Annotated in this window: 19 protein-coding genes; 6 read left to right on the forward strand and 13 right to left on the reverse strand. The window is 71.4% G+C overall.

Annotation, left to right across the window (positions count from 1 at the left end):
• Positions 1-206: 206 nt before the first annotated feature.
• Genes ACZ5TL_RS05790 through ACZ5TL_RS05800 form a run of 3 tightly spaced genes read right to left on the reverse strand, consistent with a single transcriptional unit; the run spans position 207 to position 3,952 of the window.
• Positions 207-1,265, reverse strand: a complete 1,059-nt coding sequence (locus tag ACZ5TL_RS05790; RefSeq protein ID WP_468588076.1) for an ABC transporter ATP-binding protein — start codon at positions 1,263-1,265, stop codon at positions 207-209.
• A complete protein-coding gene (locus ACZ5TL_RS05795) occupies positions 1,262-2,860 on the reverse strand; it encodes an ABC transporter permease (protein WP_468588078.1) in 1,599 nt (532 codons plus the stop codon). The genes ACZ5TL_RS05790 and ACZ5TL_RS05795 overlap by 4 nt, the downstream gene beginning before the upstream one ends.
• A 45-nt stretch (positions 2,861-2,905) precedes the next feature.
• Positions 2,906-3,952, reverse strand: a complete 1,047-nt coding sequence (locus tag ACZ5TL_RS05800) for an iron ABC transporter substrate-binding protein (protein ID WP_468588080.1) — start codon at positions 3,950-3,952, stop codon at positions 2,906-2,908.
• A gap of 278 nt (positions 3,953-4,230) precedes the next feature.
• On the opposite strand from ACZ5TL_RS05800, the gene ACZ5TL_RS05805 reads away from it, so the two are divergent.
• On the forward strand, positions 4,231-6,825 hold the full coding sequence (locus ACZ5TL_RS05805) for an AMP-binding protein (protein WP_468588082.1): 2,595 nt from the start codon (positions 4,231-4,233) through the stop codon (positions 6,823-6,825).
• A 728-nt stretch (positions 6,826-7,553) separates the two neighbouring features.
• Positions 7,554-8,741, forward strand: coding sequence for a beta-ketoacyl-[acyl-carrier-protein] synthase family protein (locus ACZ5TL_RS05810; RefSeq protein WP_468588084.1), 1,188 nt, complete (start codon positions 7,554-7,556; stop codon positions 8,739-8,741).
• Between the two features lie 258 nt (positions 8,742-8,999).
• Here the strand turns inward: ACZ5TL_RS05810 and ACZ5TL_RS05815 are convergent, their stop codons facing one another.
• The 3 genes from ACZ5TL_RS05815 to ACZ5TL_RS05825 all read right to left on the reverse strand — a co-directional run bounded on the left by ACZ5TL_RS05815 (position 9,000) and on the right by ACZ5TL_RS05825 (position 13,743).
• A complete protein-coding gene (locus ACZ5TL_RS05815) occupies positions 9,000-11,162 on the reverse strand; it encodes an ATP-binding SpoIIE family protein phosphatase (RefSeq protein ID WP_468588086.1) in 2,163 nt (720 codons plus the stop codon).
• A gap of 1,355 nt (positions 11,163-12,517) precedes the next feature.
• On the reverse strand, positions 12,518-12,685 hold the full coding sequence (locus ACZ5TL_RS05820; RefSeq protein WP_468588088.1) for a hypothetical protein: 168 nt from the start codon (positions 12,683-12,685) through the stop codon (positions 12,518-12,520).
• A gap of 152 nt (positions 12,686-12,837) precedes the next feature.
• Positions 12,838-13,743 carry an NAD(P)-dependent oxidoreductase gene (locus ACZ5TL_RS05825; protein ID WP_468588090.1) on the reverse strand — a complete coding sequence of 302 codons (906 nt, stop codon included), beginning with the start codon at positions 13,741-13,743 and terminating at the stop codon, positions 12,838-12,840.
• 47 nt (positions 13,744-13,790) lie between these two features.
• Here ACZ5TL_RS05825 and ACZ5TL_RS05830 point away from each other — a divergent pair, with 47 nt between their 5' ends.
• Together ACZ5TL_RS05830 and ACZ5TL_RS05835 are read left to right on the forward strand one after the other, a co-directional pair.
• Positions 13,791-14,141 (forward strand): winged helix-turn-helix transcriptional regulator, encoded by a 351-nt coding sequence (locus ACZ5TL_RS05830; protein ID WP_468588092.1) that lies wholly within the window; start codon positions 13,791-13,793, stop codon positions 14,139-14,141.
• 463 nt (positions 14,142-14,604) lie between these two features.
• Positions 14,605-14,763 carry a hypothetical protein gene (locus ACZ5TL_RS05835; protein ID WP_468588094.1) on the forward strand — a complete coding sequence of 53 codons (159 nt, stop codon included), beginning with the start codon at positions 14,605-14,607 and terminating at the stop codon, positions 14,761-14,763.
• Between the two features lie 282 nt (positions 14,764-15,045).
• On the opposite strand, the gene ACZ5TL_RS05840 is transcribed toward ACZ5TL_RS05835, so the two are convergent.
• Both ACZ5TL_RS05840 and ACZ5TL_RS05845 read right to left on the reverse strand, forming a co-directional pair.
• A complete protein-coding gene (locus tag ACZ5TL_RS05840) occupies positions 15,046-15,510 on the reverse strand; it encodes an ArsI/CadI family heavy metal resistance metalloenzyme (protein ID WP_468588096.1) in 465 nt (154 codons plus the stop codon).
• Positions 15,511-15,546: 36 nt separating this feature from the next.
• Positions 15,547-16,911: an NAD(P)-binding domain-containing protein gene (locus tag ACZ5TL_RS05845; protein WP_468588098.1), complete on the reverse strand. Its 1,365-nt coding sequence runs from the start codon at positions 16,909-16,911 to the stop codon at positions 15,547-15,549.
• A 143-nt stretch (positions 16,912-17,054) separates the two neighbouring features.
• On the opposite strand from ACZ5TL_RS05845, the gene ACZ5TL_RS05850 reads away from it, so the two are divergent.
• Entirely contained in the window at positions 17,055-17,417 is a 363-nt protein-coding gene (locus ACZ5TL_RS05850) for an ArsR/SmtB family transcription factor (RefSeq protein WP_468588100.1), read from the forward strand.
• 83 nt (positions 17,418-17,500) lie between these two features.
• Here the strand turns inward: ACZ5TL_RS05850 and ACZ5TL_RS05855 are convergent, their stop codons facing one another.
• The 4 genes from ACZ5TL_RS05855 to ACZ5TL_RS05870 all read right to left on the reverse strand — a co-directional run bounded on the left by ACZ5TL_RS05855 (position 17,501) and on the right by ACZ5TL_RS05870 (position 20,185).
• Entirely contained in the window at positions 17,501-18,565 is a 1,065-nt protein-coding gene (locus ACZ5TL_RS05855; protein WP_468588102.1) for an ArsO family NAD(P)H-dependent flavin-containing monooxygenase, read from the reverse strand.
• Positions 18,562-19,656, reverse strand: coding sequence for an ACR3 family arsenite efflux transporter (gene arsB, locus ACZ5TL_RS05860; RefSeq protein ID WP_468588104.1), 1,095 nt, complete (start codon positions 19,654-19,656; stop codon positions 18,562-18,564). The genes ACZ5TL_RS05855 and arsB overlap by 4 nt, the downstream gene beginning before the upstream one ends.
• Positions 19,653-19,961 carry an ArsR/SmtB family transcription factor gene (locus ACZ5TL_RS05865; RefSeq protein ID WP_468588106.1) on the reverse strand — a complete coding sequence of 103 codons (309 nt, stop codon included), beginning with the start codon at positions 19,959-19,961 and terminating at the stop codon, positions 19,653-19,655. The genes arsB and ACZ5TL_RS05865 overlap by 4 nt, the downstream gene beginning before the upstream one ends.
• Positions 19,962-20,050: 89 nt before the next feature.
• A complete protein-coding gene (locus ACZ5TL_RS05870) occupies positions 20,051-20,185 on the reverse strand; it encodes a hypothetical protein (protein ID WP_468588108.1) in 135 nt (44 codons plus the stop codon).
• Between the two features lie 217 nt (positions 20,186-20,402).
• Here ACZ5TL_RS05870 and ACZ5TL_RS05875 point away from each other — a divergent pair, with 217 nt between their 5' ends.
• A complete protein-coding gene (locus ACZ5TL_RS05875) occupies positions 20,403-20,822 on the forward strand; it encodes an arsenate reductase ArsC (protein WP_468588110.1) in 420 nt (139 codons plus the stop codon).
• 105 nt (positions 20,823-20,927) lie between these two features.
• Here ACZ5TL_RS05875 and ACZ5TL_RS05880 read toward each other — a convergent pair whose 3' ends face one another.
• On the reverse strand, positions 20,928-21,371 hold the full coding sequence (locus ACZ5TL_RS05880) for an ATP-binding protein (protein ID WP_468588112.1): 444 nt from the start codon (positions 21,369-21,371) through the stop codon (positions 20,928-20,930).
• Positions 21,372-21,394: the final 23 nt, after the last annotated feature.

Here is a 21,394-nt window from a genome sequence, read left to right on the forward strand (position 1 = left end):
TCACCGGCCGGGAGCATCGTCACGCCGCCGCCCTGCGTGCGACCAGGCGATGCGGTGGGGGCAGGGCGGGCTGCCCGGTCGCCGCCGCGGGAGAGCCGGCGCCGGCGGGTGGAGGCCCGGCAGGGCGTCAGTCAGTGACTGAACCCGCTGCGTCCTTCGGCGATCGCTCGCGCTCGCTCGTGCCGAGTCTCCGGCCGCGGCAGGGGCTACGGGTGCAGTGTCGCCTCGCCGGTCACGCGGATCGCGGTTTCCTGGCCGGGGACTATCGCCAGGGGGCCCGCCACGCGAACGTCGACGGGGGCGTCGAGGCCCTGTATCGCCACGGTCACCTTGGCGTCATGGCCGTAGTAGAAGACGTCCCGGACCGTGCCGCGCACGCCCTCCTCCGTGCTCGCGTCGGTCAGTCGCAGTTGCTCGGGGCGCAGTACGACCGTGCCCGTGCTGCGGCCTTGTGGTGGTGCGGCCAGCGTCACGGTGCCCAGCGGTGTGGTGGCCGTGGAGCCACCGCCGCGCACCTCTCCGGGGACCAGTACGGCGTCGCCGACGAAGCCGGCGACCCAGGGGTCGGCGGGGCGCCGGTAGAGGTCGTGAGGGGTGTCGCACTGGGCGATGCGGCCCTGCCGTACGACGGCGACGAGGTCGGCGGTGGACAGGGCTTCCTGCTGGTCGTGGGTGACCAGCAGTGCCGTGGCCCCTGTCGCTCGCAACGCGGCTCGCACATCCGCCCGGACTCCGACGCGCAGCGCGCTGTCGAGGGCGTTGAACGGTTCGTCGAGCAGGACGAGTGCGGGGCGTGGGGCCAGTGCCCGGGCCAGGGCGATGCGCTGCTGCTGCCCGCCGGACAGTTCGTGCGGCATGCGGTCGCCGTATCCGGCCAGTCCCACGAGGTCGAGCATGTCCTGCGTCCGGCGGCACCGCTCGCCGCGGTCGAGGCCGGTCAGGCCGAAGGCCACGTTGCGGGCCACGCTCAGGTGGGGGAAGAGGGCGCCTTCCTGCGGCACGATTCCGATGCGGCGCCGTTCCGGCGGCAGATGGACGGCGGGACCCGCGACCGTGCGTCCGTCGAGTGCGACGGTGCCCGCGTCGGCACGCAGGAACCCGGCGACGATGCGGAGCAGGGTGGTCTTTCCGCAGCCCGAAGGTCCGAGCACGGCGGCCAGTGTCCCGCCCGGCACGGTGAGGTCCACACCTCGGAGAACGGGGGCTTCCGGGCCGTAGGTCTTGGTGAGCTGCTCGACGCGGAGCTCGTTGTGGCGGTCGGTCATGTGCGGTGCCTGCCCAGGAGGTAGGAGGGGACGGCGGCCAGGAGGATGAGGGCCGCGGCGTAGGGTGCGGCGGCGGCGAAGGAGCCGGCCCCGGTCTCGGTCCACAGCCGGGTGGCCAGGGTGTCCATGCCGGTGGGGCGCAGCAACAGGGTGGCCGGCAGTTCCTTCATGCAGACCACGAAGGTGAGCGCGGCGCCGGCCGCCACACCCGGTGCGGCCAGCGGCACGGTCACCTCGCGCAGCACCCGCAGGGGCGAGCGGCCCAGCGAACGGGCCATGTCCTCGAGTACGGGTGGCGCCTGCAGGACGGCGGCGCGGGTGGCGGCGACGGCCACCGGCAGGAACAGCACGGCGTAGGCGCAGATCAGCAGGGGGAGCTGCTGGTAGAGCGGGTAGGCGTAGCGCACCGCGAAGAAGACGAGGGAGAGCGCGACGGTGATGCCGGGCAGTGCGTGGCCGGCGTAGGCGGCCTGTTCCAGCAGCGCGGTTCCGCGTCCCCGGTAACGTGCGGCGATCACGCCGACGGGCAGCGCCAGCAGCGTGGTGAGGGCGGCTCCCGCGGCGGCGACGCCGAGAGTGACCCAGGCGGCCTCGGCGAGTCCGCCGAGGTCCCACGTTGCCGAGTTTCCGACAGAGAGCCAGTAGCCGAGGGTGCCGAGCGGGAAGGCCACGGCGGCGGCCACCAGCGTGGCGCACCAGGCGAGGGCGGAAATCCGCCAGCGTCCCAGGGGCACCGCGACGACCGGGCGGGCGGTGCCGCCGCCGGTCCTGGCATGGCCCGCGCGCCCGCGGGTGCGGGCCTCGGCGGCGACCAGTGCCACCGTCATCACCACCAGCACGACGCTGAGGGCGGCGGCCGGGGTGCGGTCGAAGGATGCGCGGTAGGAGGTGTGGATGGCCCGGGTGAACGTGTCGTAGCGCATCAGCGAGACGGCGCCGAAGTCTGACAGCACGTACAGCGCGACGAGCAGTGCTCCGCCTGCGGCGGACGGGCGCAGCTGGGGCAGTGTGACTCTCAGGAAGGTGCGCACCGGTCCGTGTCCGAGGGAGCGTGCGGCCTCCTCCTGCGCCGGGTCGATGCCGCGCAGCGCGGCGGCGACCGGCAGGTGCACGTAGGGGAAGCTGACCAGGGTCAGGGCGAGCGCGGCCCCCGCGAATCCGGCGGTTCGCGGTGCGGCGGCCAGCCAGGCGAAGGCGGCGACGTAGCTGGGCACGGCGAGCGGCAGGGTGACCAGCACCGACCAAGTGCGTGCCCCGGGCAGGGCGGTGCGGACGGTCAGCCAGGCCAGGGAGATGCCGAGCACCAGGCAGGCCGCCACGACGACGGCCGTCAGGCCGAGGCTGCGGGCGAGGAGTTGGAGTGTGCGTTCGTCGGCTACGACGTCCCAGGCGTAGCGCGGCCCGCGGGCGAAGGCGCGGACCGTGAGGTAGCCGAGGGGCAGCAGGGCGAACAGGGCGGCGACACAGGCGGGGACGAGCAGGATCCACGGGGGTCTGCGGCCGGCGCGTGGTGCCCCGTGTGCCGTACGGACGCGCCGGCGCCCGGCGGGAGCGGGTGCTCCGGCCGGGCGGCCTCCGGATGCCGTTGTGGTCACGTCGGGCTCACGGTTTCCGTTGGTCTTCTCACGCTTCCCGGACTCTCAGACCAGTCCGACGTCCTGGAGCATGGCCAGCGTCTCCTGGAGGGATTCGAGCTTGCCCAGGTCGATGTCGGGGGCTTCCAGGGAGTCGAGCGGCGGCAGGTCTTCGACGTTGCTGGTGACGCCCGCGGCCAGCGGGTACTCCTTCGTCTTGTCCGCGAAGTAGGTCTGCGCCTCCTTGGACAGCAGGTAGTCGACGGCCTTCTGGGCGGTCTCAGTCTGGCCGCTGTCCTTGAGGATGCCGACGCCGGCGACGTTGATGAGCGCGCCCGGGTCCTTGCCGGGCAGGAAGTTGAGCTTGGCGTTGACCTTGTCCTCGCCCTTCTCGGCGACCCGCTCGTACCAGTAGTAGTGGTTGACCAGGCCGAGGGAGACCTCACCGGACTCGACGGCGTCGAGGGTGGCGAGGTTGTTGGTGTAGACCTTCCCGTTGGCCTTCAGGCCCTTGAGCCATTCGCGGGTGGCGTCATCGCCCTCCAGGACGCGCATGCCGGTGACGAAGGCCTGGAAGGAGGCGTTGGTGGGTGCGAAGCCGACCTCGCCCTTCCACTCGGGCTTCACCACGTCGAGCACACGGTCCGGGACCTTGTCCTCGGCGACCTGGTCCGGGTTGTAGGCGATGACGCGCACCCGCCCCGACAGGCCCACCCAGTCGCCCGCCCCGCCGCGGTAGGCCTCCTCCACCTCGTCGAGGCTCGACTGCGGCAACTTCGTGAGCATGCCCTCCTTGGACAGGGCCCCCAGGGCGCCGGCGTCCTGGGAGAGGAACAGGCCGGCCTTGGTGCGGTCGCCCTCTTCCAGGATCTGCGCGGCCAGTTCGGCGCTGTCGCCGTAGCGCACCTCGACCTTGGTGCCGACGGCCTTCTCCAGCTTGTCGAGGATCGGCTTGACCAGCTTTTCGTTGCGCCCGGAGTAGATGACGAGGGCGGAGTCACCGCCTTCCGCCGAGCCGCCCTTGCCGTCGCCGGAGCCGCAGGCGGCGAGGACAGGGAGAAGCAGGCCGGCCGCGAGCAGTGCGGTGATCCGGCGAGCCGAGGGGCGTCGCATGTGGTGTGCCTTCCTTGGGGGCTCGCCGGCACGCCGCGGGGTCGCGGCGTCGTTCCAGCGAGCGGGCGAAGCGATGCTTTCAAGCCAGCTAGGGACATGCTATGAATAAGGTAAAGCTTGCCTAACCGTCAAGGGATCTGTGCTATTTGCGGACGCTGCCGCAGAAAGGTCGCGCGCCCGTGAACAACTCTCCTCGACCTGCCTCGGCCCTGTTCACCAGGCCTGTTCCACGTTTTGCCCCCGTTTCGTCTCCACCGCCGCCCGCGCGGGAGCGGGGGGTGTTGTTCGCACGTCATCTCGCCTCTCACGGCGATCACGCCGCGCTGATCACGCCATCTGGTGAAGTCACCTACCGCGCGCTCGCCGAGCGGGTCGCCGCCACCGCCGAACGCCTCGGACCGGAGCGCCGCCTCGTCCTGCTGGCCGGCGCCAACCGTGCCGACGCTCTGGTGGTCCACCTCGCGGCCCTAGCCTCCGGCCACCCCGTCCTGCTCGTTCCCGGCGACAGCACCGGTGACGGTACCGACGACAGCACCGGCACGATCGACGCCCTGACCGCCGCGTACGACCCGGATGTCATCGCCCGCCCGGACGACCACGGCACCTGGATCCTCGACGAACGGCGCCGTGGGAGTGCCCACACCCTTCACCCGGATCTCGCGCTGCTGCTGAGCACCTCCGGTTCGACCGGCTCACCCAAGCTGGTCCGGCTCTCGCACGACAATCTCCAGGCCAACGCCGAGTCCATCGCCACCTACCTCGGCATCCGCAGGACCGACCGCGCGGCCACCACCCTGCCCATGCACTACTGCTACGGCCTGTCCGTCATCCACAGCCACCTGCTGCGCGGGGCCGGACTGATCCTCACCGAACGGTCGGTCGCCGACGCCGCCTTCTGGGAGGAGTTCCGCACCGCCCACGGCACGTCGTTCGCCGGGGTGCCGTACACCTTCGACCTGCTCGACCGGGTCGGCTTTGAGCAGATGCGGCTGCCTCACCTGCGCTGCATCACCCAGGCCGGAGGCCGCCTGGCACCCGAACGGGTCACCCGGTACGCCGAGTTGGGCCGACGTGGCGGCTGGGACCTGTTCGTGATGTACGGGCAGACCGAGGCGACGGCCCGTATGGGCTACCTGCCCCCGGAACTCGCCCCCGAGCGCCCGCAGGCGGTGGGCGTTCCGATCCCCGGCGGCTCCTTCCGGCTGCAACCGGTCGACGGCGTCGACGCACCCGACACCGGCGAACTGGTCTACTCGGGCCCCAACGTCATGCTCGGCTACGCCGAGACACCGGAAGACCTCGGCCTCGGCCGCACCGTGTCGGAACTGCACACCGGGGACATCGCCCGGCGCGCCCCCGACGGGCTGTACGAGATAGTGGGCCGCCGCAGCCGATTCATCAAGATCCTCGGTCTGCGCATAGACCCGCACGGCGTCGAGTCGGTCCTGGAGGGGCACGGCATACATGCCGCGTGCGCGGGCGATGACGACGCGCTGTCCGTCATCGCGGCCCGCACGGAAGGTGCCGACGCGACCGCGATCCGGCGTCTCGTGACGGCCGGCTGCGGTCTGCCGCCGCACCTGATACGCGTGCGGCTGGTGTCCGAGCTTCCGCGGCTCGCCTCGGGCAAACCCGACTACGAGGCCGTACGCCGGCTGGGGCGCGGTGCACAGACGCCGATGCCCGGCCCCGGGGACGTCGGCCTCTGCGCCCTCTACGCCGAGATCCTCGGCCGGAACGACGTCACCGAGGACAGCAGCTTCGTGAGCCTGGGCGGCGATTCACTCTCGTACGTCGAGATGTCGCTGCGGCTGGAGGAGGCACTGGGCGAGCTGCCCCCCGACTGGCACACCACGCCGATCCGGCAGTTGCGGGCCCCCCGAGCCGGGCGGCTCGCACCGCCGGCCACCCCACGGCGCAGGCTGCGGCGCAACCTGGAGACGGGCATCGCCCTGCGGGCGATCGGCATCGTCCTCATCGTCGGCTCACACATCCCGGCCTTCATCCTCCAAGGCGGCGCCCACGTCCTGCTCGGCGTCGCCGGGTACAACTTCGCACGCTTCCACCTCTCCGCCGGCGAACGCCGGGAGCGCCTGCGGAGGGCGGGACGAAGCATCGCGCGCATCGCCGTACCGAGCATGGTGTGGATCGCCTTCGCGCTGCTGCTGACCCGCGAATACGACCTGGCCAACGTCGTCCTGGCCAACAGCCTCTTCGAACAGGACAACTCCGACCCTGAGTGGCGCTACTGGTTCGTCGAGGCACTCGTCTACTTCCTGACCGGGTCGGCCGTCCTCCTGGCGATCCCCCTGGTGGACCGCGCGGAGCGGCGCAACCCGTTCGGCTTCGCCCTGGCACTGGTCGCCCTGGGGCTGGTCGGGCGCTACGACCCCTGGGGCCTCGCACATGTCCGCTCCCATCTGAGCCCCACCGTGGTCTTCTTCCTGTTCGCGCTGGGCTGGGCGGCGGCGCGGGCACGTACGGGGGGACAGCGCCTGTTGCTCACCGCCGTCACGCTGGTCACCGTGCCAGGCCTGTTCCCCGGCGAGCAGACCCTGCGGACCTCGATCGTCGTGGTCGGCCTCGTCCTGCTGCTCTGGGTCCCGGCCCTGCCCAGCATCGACCCGGTCAACCGGCTGGCGGGGATCCTGGCGGGCAGTTCGCTGTACATCTACCTGACGCACTTCCAGGTCTACCCGCACCTGCGGGACCACTCCCCCGTGGCGGCCCTGGTGGTCTCCCTTGTCTGCGGTGTGGCGTACGGAGCGGTGGCCACGCGCCTGACGCACCAGCTGCTTTCGTCGCTCCCGACCATCACGAGGCCCTCCGCTTTCGGCGCGGCCCTCGCCCGCGGAGCGGAACGGACCGGCTGAGACATGGCCGACGTTCGCGGTCCACGGGCTGCTTGACCCTCCGCCTCAGCTGACCTGACGGCATCGGCGCCCGGTGCCTGGTTCGCCGGCGGCCGCCCCCACGCGACCGCGGAGTCGTCGTGGCTCAGGATGCCGGCCCGCCGGATCGTGGCGAGGGCCCGCCGCAGGGTCGCATCCGGGCAACCGGTCGAGCTCGCCGTGGAGCTGTGCGTCGACAGGATCACGGGCTTGCCGAAGTGGAGGGCGTCGGTGGTCGTGTTGCCGCCGCCGCGCGTGTCCGAGCCGGGCGGGCCTGGGCGGCAGCAGATCAGCGCGCCACCGTCGGCCGGGCCGGGCGGCGGCCTGAACTTCTCCTCCCGGCGAAGGTGGTTCGAACGAAAGTGATTCGAAGTCCCGCACCGGAGTCGAACGCCGGGTCGGACCGCCGGGGACCGACCCCTCGGAACGACCAGGCAACCACCTGGCTGGCAGTGAGTCAGATGGGGCTGAGGTACCGCCTCGAGGACCCTGATTCCTCGGTGTGTGTGCCGTATCACGAACTCCAAGGCGCCTAAGTTGCCTGCATCACAGCGGAAATGTCCCTTTGGCGTCCATGCTCGAAACGGACACCGCATCCCGAACCGGATCCCAACGGCGTCCTCCGGGTGCGAAGTTCCGAAGTGACCCATGCCACAGCACTCGTGACGTTCCCTCGCCAGTCCCTCCTCCCCCTTGGAAGGTGCCCCGTTATGGCCGCTTACCTCTGCCCTCCTGCCGTGATACACGGCGAGCACGCCGTGAAGACCAGCCAGATCGTGGCCGAGGTGAGCGACCGGCACCCGCACGCGGCGTGGGCGCCGCGGATCGACGGCATCGCGGCCAGTACGGGCATCGAGACCCGCGGATGGATGCTGCCGCTGGAGTCCGCCGTCGCGCCCGGCAACGGCGGCGGCCTGCGGGCTGTCGACATCGAGCCGGCCCAAAAAGCGCTGGCACGCGACGGGTTCACCCAGCACGACGTGAACCGCGTGATCGCCGCCCTCGAGACCATACCCGCGCCGCAGACCATCCAGGAGCGCACAGCGCCGGCCTGGGAGGCCGTGCAGTCCTACGGGGAGCGCGCGGCACGCGGGGCCCTGCAGATAGCCGGGCTGGACGCCGCGGACATCGACTGCCTGATCACCAGTCACTCCACCACCCCGGCGTTGCCGGGTCTGGACATGGCCCTGGCCAACAAGCTGCGGCTCCGCAGCGACGTGATGATGCTGCCCGCGACGCAGTGGGCCTGTATCGCGGGGACCCGCTCCCTGGCGCTGGCGGCGGATCTCGTGGCCGCCGACCCCGACCGGGTGGTCCTGATCGTCATCGCGGAGGCGCTGAGCACGACCTACCAGCCCGCTGACGACACCCTGGAGTCTCTGATCGTCCGGTTGTTGTTTGCCGACACCGCGGTCGCCGCCGTGGTCACGGGCCGCCCGAGGCCCGAGTCGGTGGTGCGGCTGGACGCCGCCTGGCACCACACCCTGCCCGGCACCCAGGACCTGCACCGCCTGGAGACACGGGCGGACGGCACCCACTTCGTGATGGACCGGCGTGGGCCGCGCGCCGTGCAGGAGACGGTCACCGCGATGTGGGAGTGGCTGCGCCTGCGCTACCAGGACGAACCCGACTCTTGGCACCCCGACGTTCTGCTCGCGCATCCCGGCGGCACCCGGGTGCTGGAGTACATGGAGCACACGATGCCCGACGCGTGGCCGTCCGGGCTGCTGGAGCACAGCCGGGACAGCTACACCAGCGGCAACCGCGGAGGCGCCGCCGTCTTCGACATCCTGAGGCGAGCGCATGACGCCGGGCAGCAGAAGCCCGGCAATCGCGCCGTTCTGTACGCGGCGGCACCGGGCCTCACCGCTACCGCCCTGCAAGGCGAGTGGCTGTAGCGCGAGGCCGCGCCACCGTTACCGGTCCGGCACATGGGCCGCCGTCATCATCGGTCATGCCGCCGGTACCAATGCGGGGCCGTCCGTTCCGTCGGCGGGCGCTGACGCCCCGTTCGTATCGTCGGCGGGGCTGAGACGCATCCGGACCGACGGCGGTGGCTGACGCGCATCCGTGCCGTCGGCGGTGACGCGTACGCCGCCCGTGCTCTCGCCGAGCTCCCGTACGCGGGCGGGCCGGGTCCGCACCGTGTGGCCGCGCTACCGGGCGACTTCCGCCCAGATCACCTTTCCGGTGTCCGTCCACCGCACCCCCCACCGCGTGGTGAGCCTGTGCACGACGCTCAGCCCACGACCGCCGTCGTCGAGCAGGCCGCCCCGCCTCAGACGCGGCCTGCCGTGACCTGTGTCGCCCACCTCGCACAGCAAGCCGTGACCGGTCCTGATCAGCCGTACCGTGATGGGACCGGCGGCGAAGCGCACCGCGTTCGTGACCAGCTCGCTGACCAGCATCACCACGGTGTCCCGGGTGTCGTCCCTGGTACGCCAGCGCCTCAGCAGTGTGGTGACCTGCGCGCGGGCACGGGCGGGGGCGTCGTGGCGGGCGGGCAGCCGCCAGGTCGCGGTGTCTCCCTTGCGGTAGCCGATCATCCGCGCGAGCAGCAGGGTCACATCGTCGCGCTGGCGCGCGGGTGCCAGCGCCGAGACGACGTGCCGTGCGGCCTGCTGCAGGGCATCCCAGGGGTGCACGGTGGACACCACGCCCGCCAGCCTGCCGATGCCCTCATCGATCGACACCGCCGGATCCTCCACCAGGCCGTCGGTGTAGAGGGCGAGCAGGGAGCCCGGTGGTGCGTCGAAGGTGTGCACGTCGAACGGCTCCCGCAGCGCGAACTCGGCGCCGAGGCCGGGGTGGGGCTGAACCGGGAGCGGGCCCGCGTGCCCGTCCGGGGAGACCAGGACCGGGGGGAGGTGGCCGGCGCTGGACAGCGTCACGCGGTGGCTGACAGGGTCGTAGAGGGCGATGCAGCAAGTCGAACCGAGGGCGCTGTAGCCGGCCGCCAGCCCGGACTCGGCGTCGTCCAGCAGCGTCACGGTCTCGTCCAGGTGCTCCAGCACCTCGTCGGGCGCGAGTCCCGCGGACAGCAACGCGCGGGCCTCCATACTCAGCTGCCCCATGGTTGCCGCGGCTCCCAGGCCATGCCCGACGACGTCACCGACCACCAGCGCGGTACGGCCGTCAGGCAGCGGAAAGCTGTTCACCCAGTCGCCGCCGACGCCCGCGCTGTCGGGGCTGGCGGGCTGGTAGACGCTGGCGATCTGGACGGTGTCGCCGCCGGCCCGGGGCAGCAGCCGGCGCTGCAACGCCAGCACCTGCGTGTGCTCGCGCTGGTGCTGACGCGCCAGATCGACGTGGTGGGCGGTCCTGGCCACCAGTTCCTGCAGGTCGAACAGCTCGCTGTCGCGGAAGGGGTGGTCCGTCCGCCGCCAGACCTCCGCCACGCCCAGGACGACGGGCGGCGTGCAATCCAGGACCAGCGGTATGCACGCCACACCCGCCGACCGGTCGCCGGGGACCAGGGCACGCACAACTCGCGGACTGGCGAATACCCGCTCGACCGCCTCCCGGTCGGGTATGACGATGGTCTGCGGGGCGTCGTCCCGCAGTACCGCCTGTGCCAGCAGGTGACTCGCGTCGCCCGGAAGATCGTCACCCGGAGTCACGTAGCCCTCGGGCCACGCCCGGTCCGGCACCAGGGCCGCCCGCCGCAGCCGGATGCGCCCCTTCGCCCGCCCGGTGACGCCCTCACCCGTCCACACGGCGAAGTCGAGGTCGACGGCGGCCACATCTCCCCAGGCCAACAGGGACTCCGCCAGCGACTGCGCGGTCTCGCCGATGTCCAGTGACGTACCGATCGCGGTCTCGGCGGCGTAAAGGTGCAGCCTCCTCGCCATGGCGATCACGGAGACGGTCAGGCCCTCCTCGGGTGCCGCGGCGGGCAGGATACTCATCGAGACCACCAGCTCCGACCCGTCAGCGCGCCGCAGGCGCTGGATCCGGGCGACATGCGCCTCACCGGTCTCCACGACCTGCCGCAGCCGCCGTGTGACCGTCGGTACGTCTCCGAGGGGCAGAAGGTCGACGAACGGCCTCCCGGCCACAACGTCCAGACCCACGAATACGGGGGCTTCCAGATTGCAGCGGGTGATGATCAGATCCCTGTCCAGGATGACCGCGCCAAGGATCTGCTCCTGACGGACGGCGGCCGGGTCGTCGGGTACCCGCTGGGACGTCGTGCCGTTGCCCTGCGCGTCGGCAGGACCGGCGGCCGCTGCCGATCCACCGCGCGGGATGTAGCGTCCCAGGGCGCGACTGACCAGGTCGAACGCCGGAGAGGACGAGGGCGGGGGTGTGGAGTCCATGCGGCTCTCTCAGCAGTCCCCGGCGCAGCGCCGGGGCCGTAGTCTGACCCGTGCGGCGGAGCCCCGAGATCCCTGACCGCACATCTCATTGAATAACACCGGGGGCCGCTTCGCCCACACCAGCGCATGGCTCGGTGATCACGGAAAGTGAGGGAAGGGCTCCGGCAGACAGCCGTCAGGCGTCGGCGAGCTCCCGCGCGAGACGGGCGCGGACCACGGGCCGTCACGCGGAACCGACCGCCACTCCGGCGCCCTGGAGGTGGCCGGGGCCAGGGACCGGTGCTCGGACTGGCCCCGCCCCGCTCGGGGTGTCCGCCGCGATCGGGCCGGCCCTGACGGCGCCGGCGTACGCCGATGACGCGGTACAGGCCCGGGGGGCATGCCGAGGTGCGCCGCCGCCTCTCGTATGAACGGCACCGCGGCGGTCTTCGCCGCTCCCAGTGGCAGGAAGACCAGGGCCAGGACGGCGGCGAGGGCGATCTGTGCGATTGCCACGTCGACCGGTCCGGCGTTCGGCGCCCATGCGGGCGAAGTGCTCGACGAGGCCGGGCGTCCACGGCTGCGGGGTTGACGACCTGCTCGAGGCCTGGGTGAAGCCGGTGATCCCGTCACTGCTGAAGTCGGCGAGCGTGCGGCCGCCGCGGATGTCCCAGACCAGGGCCCTCGTGCCGTAGACAGCGGTCAGCCGCCTGCCGTCCGCGCTGAACCGCAGCAGGCGTGCGCCGCCGTCCACGCCGGAGCCCGTACCGCACACTGTTCTGTCCGCCTTCTCGCAGGCCCCCGGCAGCCGCTCGCGGCCCACGGTGTCCCACAGCTGGAGCGGCCCGTCGGCGGGGCACAGGCGAGCAGGCTGCCGCCGGGACCGACGGCAGCCGAGGAGAGCGTGCGCGCGAGGCCGGTGGTGAAGAGCTCCTTGCCGTCGTCCGCGCGGTACAGCCGGACCGTGCCGGGGCCGTCCGGCGGCGCGATGAGAGCACGCTCCACTGGCCGGCCCTCGCCCGGCAGAGCGTGCAGTCGCCCAGCCGGCGGCAGATGAGCGCGCGTCCGAGAGCGCCTCCCAGCGGATCCACAGGCGGCGGAACCAGTGCCGACAGGTGAACACGCCCTCCACAAGCCCCCGTTGGGAATCGCGGTAGCGAAACTCGGGGGCGGGTGGCAACAGCCGAGCCACCCGCCCCCATGGGCCGTCAGAAACAACAACGGGGTTGGCCGCACCCTCTACTTGGTGCCCTGGAAGCTCATCGGCCGTGGTGTCGATGTGCGTGCCACGGCTACGGCCGCCATGGCCCAGAACGCACCCCGCCCTGGAACAGGGCGGGCAAAGCGACAGCTCACCGGACCCGCAGAGCATGGGCTCAGCGTCTGCGGGCCCAGCCAGTGCCGACGCCGGCCATGTGCAGAGCCAGACACATGAGTCCCAGGAGCATGACGTTCGTCGAAGAGAACACATCGTTGGTGCTGATCTCTGCCGCGTTGATCAGAAACGCGAAGAAGAACAACACCGCCGCGACTATGCCGAGCATGAAACGAACTCCTCTCAGAGCGGGTGAAGCCCGTATGCCCGGCCTTCGGCCCCACACACCGGAGCGTCGATGCGGAACAACAGCGCCGGAGTACCCGGGCCGGTGATCCCGTCCGGGGAACGGCTCAGCTGAAACGCTGCCGGACCTGGTGGTCAGACCGCGGGGTCCTCCTGGCGACGGCCCAAGAGCTCGGCGATCCGCAGGAACCCGTCGGTGCCGTGGCCCAGTCCGATGGCTCTGCGGGCCATGCCTTCCGCCGCGCGCATCACGCCCGCGTCAATGCCATGCGCCTCGGAGGTGTGGATGATGTGCGCCATGGACGACGCGGCCGAGGTGATGGGGTTGTCCTCACCCGAGTAGCTGCCGCTGTCGGCCTCCTTCGCGGTCTCTTCGAAGATCGCCGGGAGGATGCCGCCGATCCCCTTGGCGAAGGGCGCCAGCTCCCACGCGGTGATGCCTTCGGCCCGAGCCACGGCCAAGGCGTGCATGTAGCCCGCCATCGCCGTCCAGAAGATGTCGAGCAGCGCGATGTCGTATGCCGCCGCCCGGCCGATCTCCTCGCCGAGGTGGGTATGAGTGCCGCCCAGCGCCTCCAGGACGGGCTGGTGCTCACGGTAGAGATCCTCCGGACCGCTGTGGATGAACACCGCGGCCGGGGTTCCGATGGTCGTGGTCGGCGTCATGATCGCACCGTCCAGGTAGTGGATACCGTGCTCGGCCGCCCACGCTGCGGTATGTCGGGCCCGGTCCGGGGTGTCGGCGGTCAGGTTGACCACCGTGCGTCCCTTCAGCGCGCCCGTGACCACCCCTCGCCTCACGATGGCGTCCATCGCGTCGTAGTTCACCACGCAGACCACGATCACCCTGCTCGCGGCAACCGCTTCCTCGGCCGACCGGGCGCTGACCGCGCCCCGCGCGACCAGCTCCCGGTCCCGGCCCGGCGTCCGGTTCCAGACCGTGGTTCGCAGGCCGGCATCCAGGAAGGCACCCGCAAGAGATCGGCCCATCGGCCCCAAGCCGAGGACGGTGACGGCAGACTGTTCGGTGTGTGAGGACATCTCTCAACTCCCAAAGAGCATTGACAACTTGTGAGGAATGGGGCGAAATGACGCGCAGTCGTGCTCAGGACCCGAATGTCTGTGGTGTCACTGCCGCGATCGCGGTGATCGACGGAAAGTGGAAGACGGCTCTGCTGTGGCTGCTGGAATCCGGTCCGCAGCGCCCGGGCGAGCTGCGCCGGCAAGTGCCGGGTCTCAGCGAGAAGGTGCTGACTCAGGCACTCCGCGAGATGGAGGCCGACGGCCTGGTGCACCGGGAGGTGCACGACGTACTTCCGCTGAAGACCACGTATTCCTTGACCGCGTTCGGCCGAGAACTCTCCGAGGCGCTGGCTCCCCTCTCCGATTGGGGCCACCGCCGTCTGGAGAGGCTCACCGAGGCCCAGCCGGCCTCATGACGCATCGCCTCGTCACCCACCTCTCACCGGGATCCGACGGCCCTCCGGCCCCCCTCCACCAGGGTCACCCGGCTGCTGACCGTCGCCAAGTACCCACTAAAAAGTGGCTACTACGGGCGGCACCCCTGTGAGGGAACCTTCTTGAGCGGTTCGCTCACCGCCTTCACCACCGGCACGCCGACCACCGTCGGCTGCAGCTTCCTTGGTGACCTCCGGCGTGGTCCGGCTGCACTGGTTCCCCTACGAGATCACCAGATGCTCAATGCTGGTCCGGAGCACGGTGAGCACCCGCGCACTGTTCGGGAACTACAAGATCCGTCCTCCCTTCCCTCGACTACAGCCGCCGCGAGTCTCCGTTGCTGATCTCGACCTGTCAGCGCTTGATGCCCGGCGCTGGGGTACCACGGCCATCCGTGGATGCGGTGTCTGCGACCGGCCGATCAAGCAGGGTGGGCTCCACCAAGTGTGGATCTCCCTGCGGGTGGCCGCCGATGTCCTGCCTCTCCTGGTCAACGCCTGCTCAGCAGCGTGCGTTTCCGCCCTGCCCTCCGGCGCCGAGGACTACGTGCAGCTGCCGCACACAGGCGGCAGGGTCAAGCAGCCGCCGTCCGACTGGGATTAGGGTGCTTCTGATGGATCTCCGCGGCGTCGCGACGCCCGGCGCGCACTCTCGCCGGCGACGACGGCCAGGGTTCCGCCACAGCGGTTCCGGTGTCGTAGTGCTGACCCTGATGCCATGACACCCGAACAACGTGTCGGGGCCTGCAAGGGCGCCGGTGTCCTCGCCCCGGTGCCCCCGTTGGTGATCCGGGTCGCTCGCAGGGAGGACAGCGCCGCGCGAGGCCGTGACCGGTCCCCCGTTCCGGTCGCGGCCTCGCTGGTGCGGGGCCGATCCGCGGTGAGATCAGCAGCAGCCGCCCGCGGCGACCGGTTCCTTGGGGTCGGTGCCGGTCGGGGCCGCGCCTTCGCAGCAGGTGCTGTCCTGCTGTTTGGCCAGGGTGTCGGCGTCGGCCTTGACGACATAGACCTCCCAGGGCTCCTGGCCGGGGCCGTGGACCCAGACCTTGTCCTGGAGGGCGTAGCAACAGGTGGTGTCCTTCTCCACGTCGGTGGCCAGGCCGGCTTCGCTCAGACGGGCGGTGGCGGTGTGGACCTCCTCGGTGCTGCCGACCTCGACGCCGAGGTGGTCCAAGCGGGTCGCCTCGCCCTCCGTGCCCTCGATCAGAACCAGCTTGAGCGGGGGCTCGGTGAGGGCGAAGTTGGCGTAGCCGTCGCGGAGTTTGGCGGGCTCGGCGCCGAAGAGCCTGCTGTAGAAGGCGACGGACGCGTCGAGGTCGGGAACGCGCAGGGCGAGTTGCAGGCGGGACATGGCGTACCTCCTTTTTGTAAGGGGCGGGTTGGCGTGTCAGCAGCCGCCGGACGCGGCCGGGGCGGTGCCTGAGATCTGCACGGTGGCCGGTACGGTGCAGCATCCGCCTCCCTCCCCGCCCTCAGCGCTCTCGGCGGCGTCGGGCTCGTCGAAGAGACCCGCGCCGCCGCAGACTCCCGTCTCGGGGAGTGTGAGTTCGACACGCTCGGCGGCCTCGTGGTCGCCTGCGATGGCGGCGGCGATGGAACGGACCTGCTCGTAGCCGGTCAGGGCCAGGAAGGTCGGGGCGCGGCCGTAGGACTTCATGCCGACGAGGTACACGTCCTGCTCGGGATGGGAGAGGGCATTGACGCCGTGCGGGTAGACCGTGCCGCAGGAATGGACGTTGGGGTCGATGAGCGGGGCCAGGGCCGTGGGGGCCTGGAGGCGGTCGTCGAGGCGGAGGCGGAGCTCGGAGAGGAAGGACAGGTCGGGGCGGAAGCCGGTCAGGACGATGACCTCGTCGACCGGGTCCAGGCGGCGGCCGTCCTCGGCGAGCAGGACGAGCTGGTCGCCGTCGCGCTCGACGGCCTGAACGCGGAAGCCCGTCACCGCGCTCGCGTGGCCGGCCTCGATGGCGGCCTTGGCGCGCAGACCCAGCGCGCCGCGCGCGGGGAGCTGGTCGGCCTCGCCGCCACCGAAGGTGTTCGCGCCGATGCCGCGCCGAAGGATCCACGCCGCGTGCGTACCGTCCTCCTCCTTCGCCAGGTCGGCGAGGAGGGCGAGGGTGGTGAAGGCGGAGGCGCCCGCGCCGACTACGGCGGTGCGCTTGCCCGTGTAGCGGGACCGTACGGCGGGGTCGCCGAGGTCGGGAACACGGTACGAAACGCGGTCGGCGGCTGCCTTCTCGCCGAGGGCGGGAAGACCGTCGGCGCCCATCGGGCTCGGGCCGGACCAGGTACCGGAGGCGTCGATGACCGCGCGGGCGACGATGCGCTCCTCGTGGCCGCCGGCGTGGGAGAGGTGCACGGCGAAGGGCTGGCTCTCCCGGTCGGCGTCCACGATCCGGTCGCGGCCGGCCCGGGAGACGCCGGTGACGGCGACGCCGAAGCGGACCCTGTCGCCCAGGGCTTCGGCGAGCGGCTGCAGGTACTGCTCGGCCCAGTCCCCGCCGGTGGGATACGTCGCCGGGTCGGGGTGCGTCCAGCCGGTGGGAGCCAGCAGCTTCTGGGCGGCCGGGTCGATGACCTCGCCCCACGTCGAGAAGAGGCGTACGTGGTTCCACTCCCGGACGGCCGCGCCCGCCGTGTCGCCGGCTTCGAGGACGAGGGGCTCGATGCCGCGCTCCACGAGGTGGGCGGCGGCAGCGAGTCCGGTGGGGCCGGCTCCGATGACGATGACGGGGAGCTGCTGGGTGCTCATGGTGCGCGGTCTCCTCAAGGTGGGCGAAGAGGTCGGCCCGCGTGGGCGCGGGCGGTCGGCCGGCTGCGCCGTCGGCGCTGTTTCGATGCCTGTCGATACCTTGGGAGCTTGCCACCCGCATCGACGAGTGTCAACATAGACGCATGTCGAAGTCAGAGGTTGTGGAGCTGCCCATCCTGCAGGACGGTGCGGTGCCGTGCTGTCCGCCGATCACGGCCGGGGAGCTGTCACAGGCGGATTCCGAGAAGATGGCCGCGATGTTCAAGGCGCTGTCGGACCCGGTGCGTCTGCGACTGTTCTCCAAGGTCGCTTCTCACCCGGGCGGAGAGGCGTGCGTGTGCGACATCGCCGATGTCGGCGTCTCCCAGCCCACTGTGTCCCACCATCTGAAGAAGCTGCGCGAGGCCGGCCTTCTGACCTCGGAGCGGCGCGGCACCTGGGTGTACTACCAGATCGCCCCGTCCGTGGTGGCGGCCATGGCCGACCTGCTCGACCTGCGAGGTTGACCGCCGCTCCCCCTGCGTCAACGCGGCGGCAGACCCGCTCGCCGAAGCCTCCTCCGGCATGCCGAACGGGCGGGGTCGCGGGGTCAGGCGCGCAGCTGCCGCGCGATCTGTCGGGCGGCGTCGCGGGCCGGCCTGCCGACGCCGATGAGGGTCGCGGAGGCCGGCCCGGTCCAGTCTCCGTACCCGAGAAGGTGCAGCCGGGGTTCGCCGAGGGCGCGCGTGCCGTGGGTCGCGATGTGCCCGCGGGGGCCGCGCAGGTTCAGCGGTGCCAGGTGGGCCAGCGCGGGCCGGAAGCCGGTGCACCAGATGACCGCGTCCGCGCGCTCGTGCACGCCATCGGCCCACTGCACGCCGTCGGCGGTGAGGCGGGAGAACATCGGCTCGGCGTCGAGGAGTCCGGCGTCGCGGGCGGCGCGGACGGACGGGACGGCGACGATGTCGCCGAGTGAGGCCACTCCGCCGGTGTCGGTGCCGCCTTCGTCGAGGGCGCGGCGGCGTGCGGTGGCAACGTCGAACAGGACACGGCCGTCGATGTCGTCAGCGAGGAAGCGAGGCGGGCGCTGGGTGGCCCAGGTCAGCTCGACACTGCCGTCCAGGGCGAGGTCGGCCGCGATCTGGGCGCCGGAGTTCCCGCCGCCGGCCACGATGACACGCTGCCCCGTGAAGTCGGCCGGGCGGCGGTAGTGCACCGTGTGCAGTTGCCGTCCGGCGAAGACTCCTCGGCCCGCGACGGCGGGGAGAAAGGGACGCGACCAGGTACCGGTGGCACTGATGACCGCCCGGGCCCGCCAGGTGCCGGAATCCGCCTCGACGAGGAGCCGGTCGCCGTCACGGCGTACGGCGACGACGCGGGTGCCGTGCTGGACGGGCAGGTCGTAGCGCTTCTCGTAGTCGGCGAGGTAGTCCACCACGTGCCCGGCGTCCGGGTAGCTCCGGCCGGGCTGTGCGGGCATGAGCCGACCGGGCAGCGAGGAGTACCGCGCCGGGGAGAACAGGTGCAGCGAGTCCCACATGTGCTGCCAGGCGCCACCCGGCGCGGCGCCGGCATCCAGGACGACGAAGCCGAGGCCCTGACGGTGGAGGTGGTAGCCGGCGGCGAGCCCAGCCTGGCCGCCGCCGGCCACCACCACATCCGTGTGCTGCGTCATGAACCCGGTCGGACGGAAGTGAACTTCCGCCGCCAGGCAAGCGAGACGTAGACCAGGGCGACGAGGACCGGGACCTCGATGAGAGGACCGACGACGCCGGACAGGGCCTGGCCGGAGGTGACGCCGAAGGTGGCGATGGCGACCGCGATGGCGAGTTCGAAGTTGTTGCCCGCGGCGGTGAAGGCGAGCGTGGCGGTGCGGTCGTAGGCGAGGCCGACCGCCTTGCCGAGGGCGAAGGTGCCGAACCACATCACCGCGAAGTACACCAGCAGCGGCAGTGCGATGCGGGCCACGTCCAGCGGCTGCGAGGTGATGGTCTTTCCCTGCAGGGCGAAGAGGATGACGATCGTGAACAGCAGCCCGTACAGCGCCCACGGTCCGATCCTGGGCAGGAACGTCGACTCGTACGCCTCCCGGCCGAGCCGGGTCTCGCCGATGCGGCGGGTGAGGAACCCGGCCAGCAGCGGGACGCCGAGGAAGATGACGACGTTCAGGGCGATCTTCCCCATCGAGATGTCGAGGTGCTCACCGTCACCGAGGCCGAGCCAGCCGGGCAGCAGGTCGAGGTAGAACCAGCCCAGCAGGCCGAAGGCGAGGACCTGGAAGACGCTGTTGAGGGCGACGAGGACGGCGGCGGCTTCGCGGTCGCCACAAGCGAGGTCGTTCCAGATGATGACCATGGCGATGCAGCGGGCCAGGCCGACGATGATCAGCCCCGTGCGGTACTCGGGCAGGTCCGGCAGGAAGGTCCACGCCAGCGCGAACATCACCGCGGGGCCGACGAGCCAGTTGACGACCAGCGAGGAGATCATCAGCTTCCGGTCGCCGGTGACCGCGTCGAGCTTGTCGTAGCGGACCTTCGCCAGGACCGGGTACATCATGACCAGCAGACCGATGGCGATCGGCAGGGAGACGCCGCCGATCTCCACCTTCGCCAGCGCGTCGTTCAATCCGGGGATCACCCGCCCGAGCCCGAGGCCGGCGGCCATGGCTATGAGGATCCACACGGCCAGGTAGCGGTCGAGCGTGGAGAGCTTGGCGACGACCGAGGCGTCCTCGGTGGCGGGCGCCGGTGCGTCGATGCGGGTCACGGGCAGGCCCTCTTCGTGTCGGCGTTCGCGCGGGCGGAGGCGGCGAGATCGGTGAACTGGCCGGCGAGTGTCTCGATGACCTCGGGCCGGAGGCGGTAGTACGTGAACCGGCCGCACGGCTCGGTCTCCACCACGCCGGCCTCGCGCAGCACCTTCAGGTGATTGGACAAGTTCGTCTGCTTGGCGCCCGTCTCCTCGACCAGGTGCGTGGTGCACAGCGTCTCGCGGGCCAGCAGGGTGACGATCCGGAGCCTGAGCGGGTCGGCCAGCACCCGGATCAGTTCATTGTCGACTGACGTCAGCATGGGCTGATACTGTCACATCACCTCGGGCTGACACCAGCCCGGGCTGACCCGCAGGCCCGTCGGAAGGGTCTCCCATGTCCGCCTCCTCCTCACCGCCCGCCCTCCCTGCCGAGCGCCTGGCCGCCGGCGGTGACCGGCGTGCCGCCCAGCGCGCAGGCCGCTCGCCGCTCGCTCCCGCACCGCCTGAGCACCGGGCCGCCGACCGCGTCCTGGTCTCGTCCCACGGACACCCGTCCGGACGCCGAGGTCGAGCCGTACGTCGCACAAGCGCCGACCGAGGCGGAGGCCGCGCTCCCCGGGACGCCGACCGCCGCGCAGCCGTCGCCGTCGTTCGTGAAACCCGCGACCGGATCAGCCGGCTCATCGCCGGCCTGCCCGCCGGCCCGGCGAGCACCTGAGCCCCCGGCACCCCTTGCCACTCATCTTGTGAAGGAAGAACGCATGTCCTCCGCTCCGCTCGCCTCCGTGCTGTTCGTCTGCGTCCACAACGCCGGCCGCTCGCAGATGGCCGCCGGTTTCCTCCACCACCTCGCGGGCGACCGGATCGAGGTCCGCTCCGCCGGCTCCGTTCCCGGCGACCAGGTCAACCCGGCCGCCGTCGAGGCGATGGAGGAAGTCGGCGTCGACATCTCCGCGGCCCAGCCGAAGGTTCTGACCACCGAGGCGGTCCAGGCCTCCGACTACGTCATCACCATGGGCTGCGGCGACGCCTGCCCGGTCTTCCCCGGCAAGAAGTACCTCGACTGGGCCCTGGAAGACCCCGCGGGCAAGGGCGTCGAGGCCGTCCGCCCCATCCGCGACGCGATCAGAACCCGCATCGAGGCGCTCATCGCCGAGATCGACACCCAGCGGAGCGCCTGAGCTCCGAGATCACCCCTGCGCCCACGCCCGGCGGCGTCGTCCGGCGGAACGCCTCGCCCGTGCCGCGGCGTCGGCCGACCCGAGGCGCGTCCGCGCCGGGCGGGGTCAGCCGCTGGTTCCGGGTGCGGACGGCGGCATCGCTGCCCGTTGTACCGGAGTGCCGGACAGGGCGATGCGGGCCGTGATCCGTTTGCCGACCGGTTCCTGCTCGACGAACAGGTCCTCGGTGACGGCCTTGACGATCTCCAGACCGTGCTGGCCGATCCTGCCGGGATCGGCGGCCCGGGCCGCGGGGATGGTGGGGTCGCTGTCCCACACGACGACCTCGACGCCGGCGGTGGTGATGCGCAGCTCCATCAGGACCGGGCCGGGGGCGTACTTGCGGGCGTTGGTGACCAGTTCACTGACCACCAGCTGGGTCAGGTCCTTCGCGCGTGCCGTCACGGGCACGTGATGGTCGGCCCGGGCCCGGTCGAGGAAGGCGGCGGCGTGGTGGCGAGCGTCCGCGATGCAGCCGCCGTCCCCCTCCAGCGCGTAGCCGGCGCGCATCAGATGCGCTTCCGGCTGAGCAG

The sequence above is a fragment of the Streptomyces sp. NPDC033136 genome (assembly GCF_055578235.1).

Excerpts from the sequence above, each read along its gene's own strand:
- ACZ5TL_RS05790 (WP_468588076.1), bottom strand. The coding sequence starts at position 1,265 with ATGACCGACCGCCACAACGAGCTCCGCGTCGAGCAGCTCACCAAGACC.
- ACZ5TL_RS05800 (WP_468588080.1), bottom strand. The coding sequence starts at position 3,952 with ATGCGACGCCCCTCGGCTCGCCGGATCACCGCACTGCTCGCGGCCGGC.
- ACZ5TL_RS05810 (WP_468588084.1), top strand. The coding sequence starts at position 7,554 with ATGGCCGCTTACCTCTGCCCTCCTGCCGTGATACACGGCGAGCACGCC.
- ACZ5TL_RS05815 (WP_468588086.1), bottom strand. The coding sequence starts at position 11,162 with ATGGACTCCACACCCCCGCCCTCGTCCTCTCCGGCGTTCGACCTGGTC.
- ACZ5TL_RS05820 (WP_468588088.1), bottom strand. The coding sequence starts at position 12,685 with ATGCTCGGCATAGTCGCGGCGGTGTTGTTCTTCTTCGCGTTTCTGATC.
- ACZ5TL_RS05825 (WP_468588090.1), bottom strand. The coding sequence starts at position 13,743 with ATGTCCTCACACACCGAACAGTCTGCCGTCACCGTCCTCGGCTTGGGG.
- ACZ5TL_RS05830 (WP_468588092.1), top strand. The coding sequence starts at position 13,791 with ATGACGCGCAGTCGTGCTCAGGACCCGAATGTCTGTGGTGTCACTGCC.
- ACZ5TL_RS05840 (WP_468588096.1), bottom strand. The coding sequence starts at position 15,510 with ATGTCCCGCCTGCAACTCGCCCTGCGCGTTCCCGACCTCGACGCGTCC.
- ACZ5TL_RS05845 (WP_468588098.1), bottom strand. The coding sequence starts at position 16,911 with ATGAGCACCCAGCAGCTCCCCGTCATCGTCATCGGAGCCGGCCCCACC.
- ACZ5TL_RS05850 (WP_468588100.1), top strand. The coding sequence starts at position 17,055 with ATGTCGAAGTCAGAGGTTGTGGAGCTGCCCATCCTGCAGGACGGTGCG.
- ACZ5TL_RS05855 (WP_468588102.1), bottom strand. The coding sequence starts at position 18,565 with ATGACGCAGCACACGGATGTGGTGGTGGCCGGCGGCGGCCAGGCTGGG.
- ACZ5TL_RS05865 (WP_468588106.1), bottom strand. The coding sequence starts at position 19,961 with ATGCTGACGTCAGTCGACAATGAACTGATCCGGGTGCTGGCCGACCCG.
- ACZ5TL_RS05875 (WP_468588110.1), top strand. The coding sequence starts at position 20,403 with ATGTCCTCCGCTCCGCTCGCCTCCGTGCTGTTCGTCTGCGTCCACAAC.
- ACZ5TL_RS05880 (WP_468588112.1), bottom strand. The coding sequence starts at position 21,371 with ATGCGCGCCGGCTACGCGCTGGAGGGGGACGGCGGCTGCATCGCGGAC.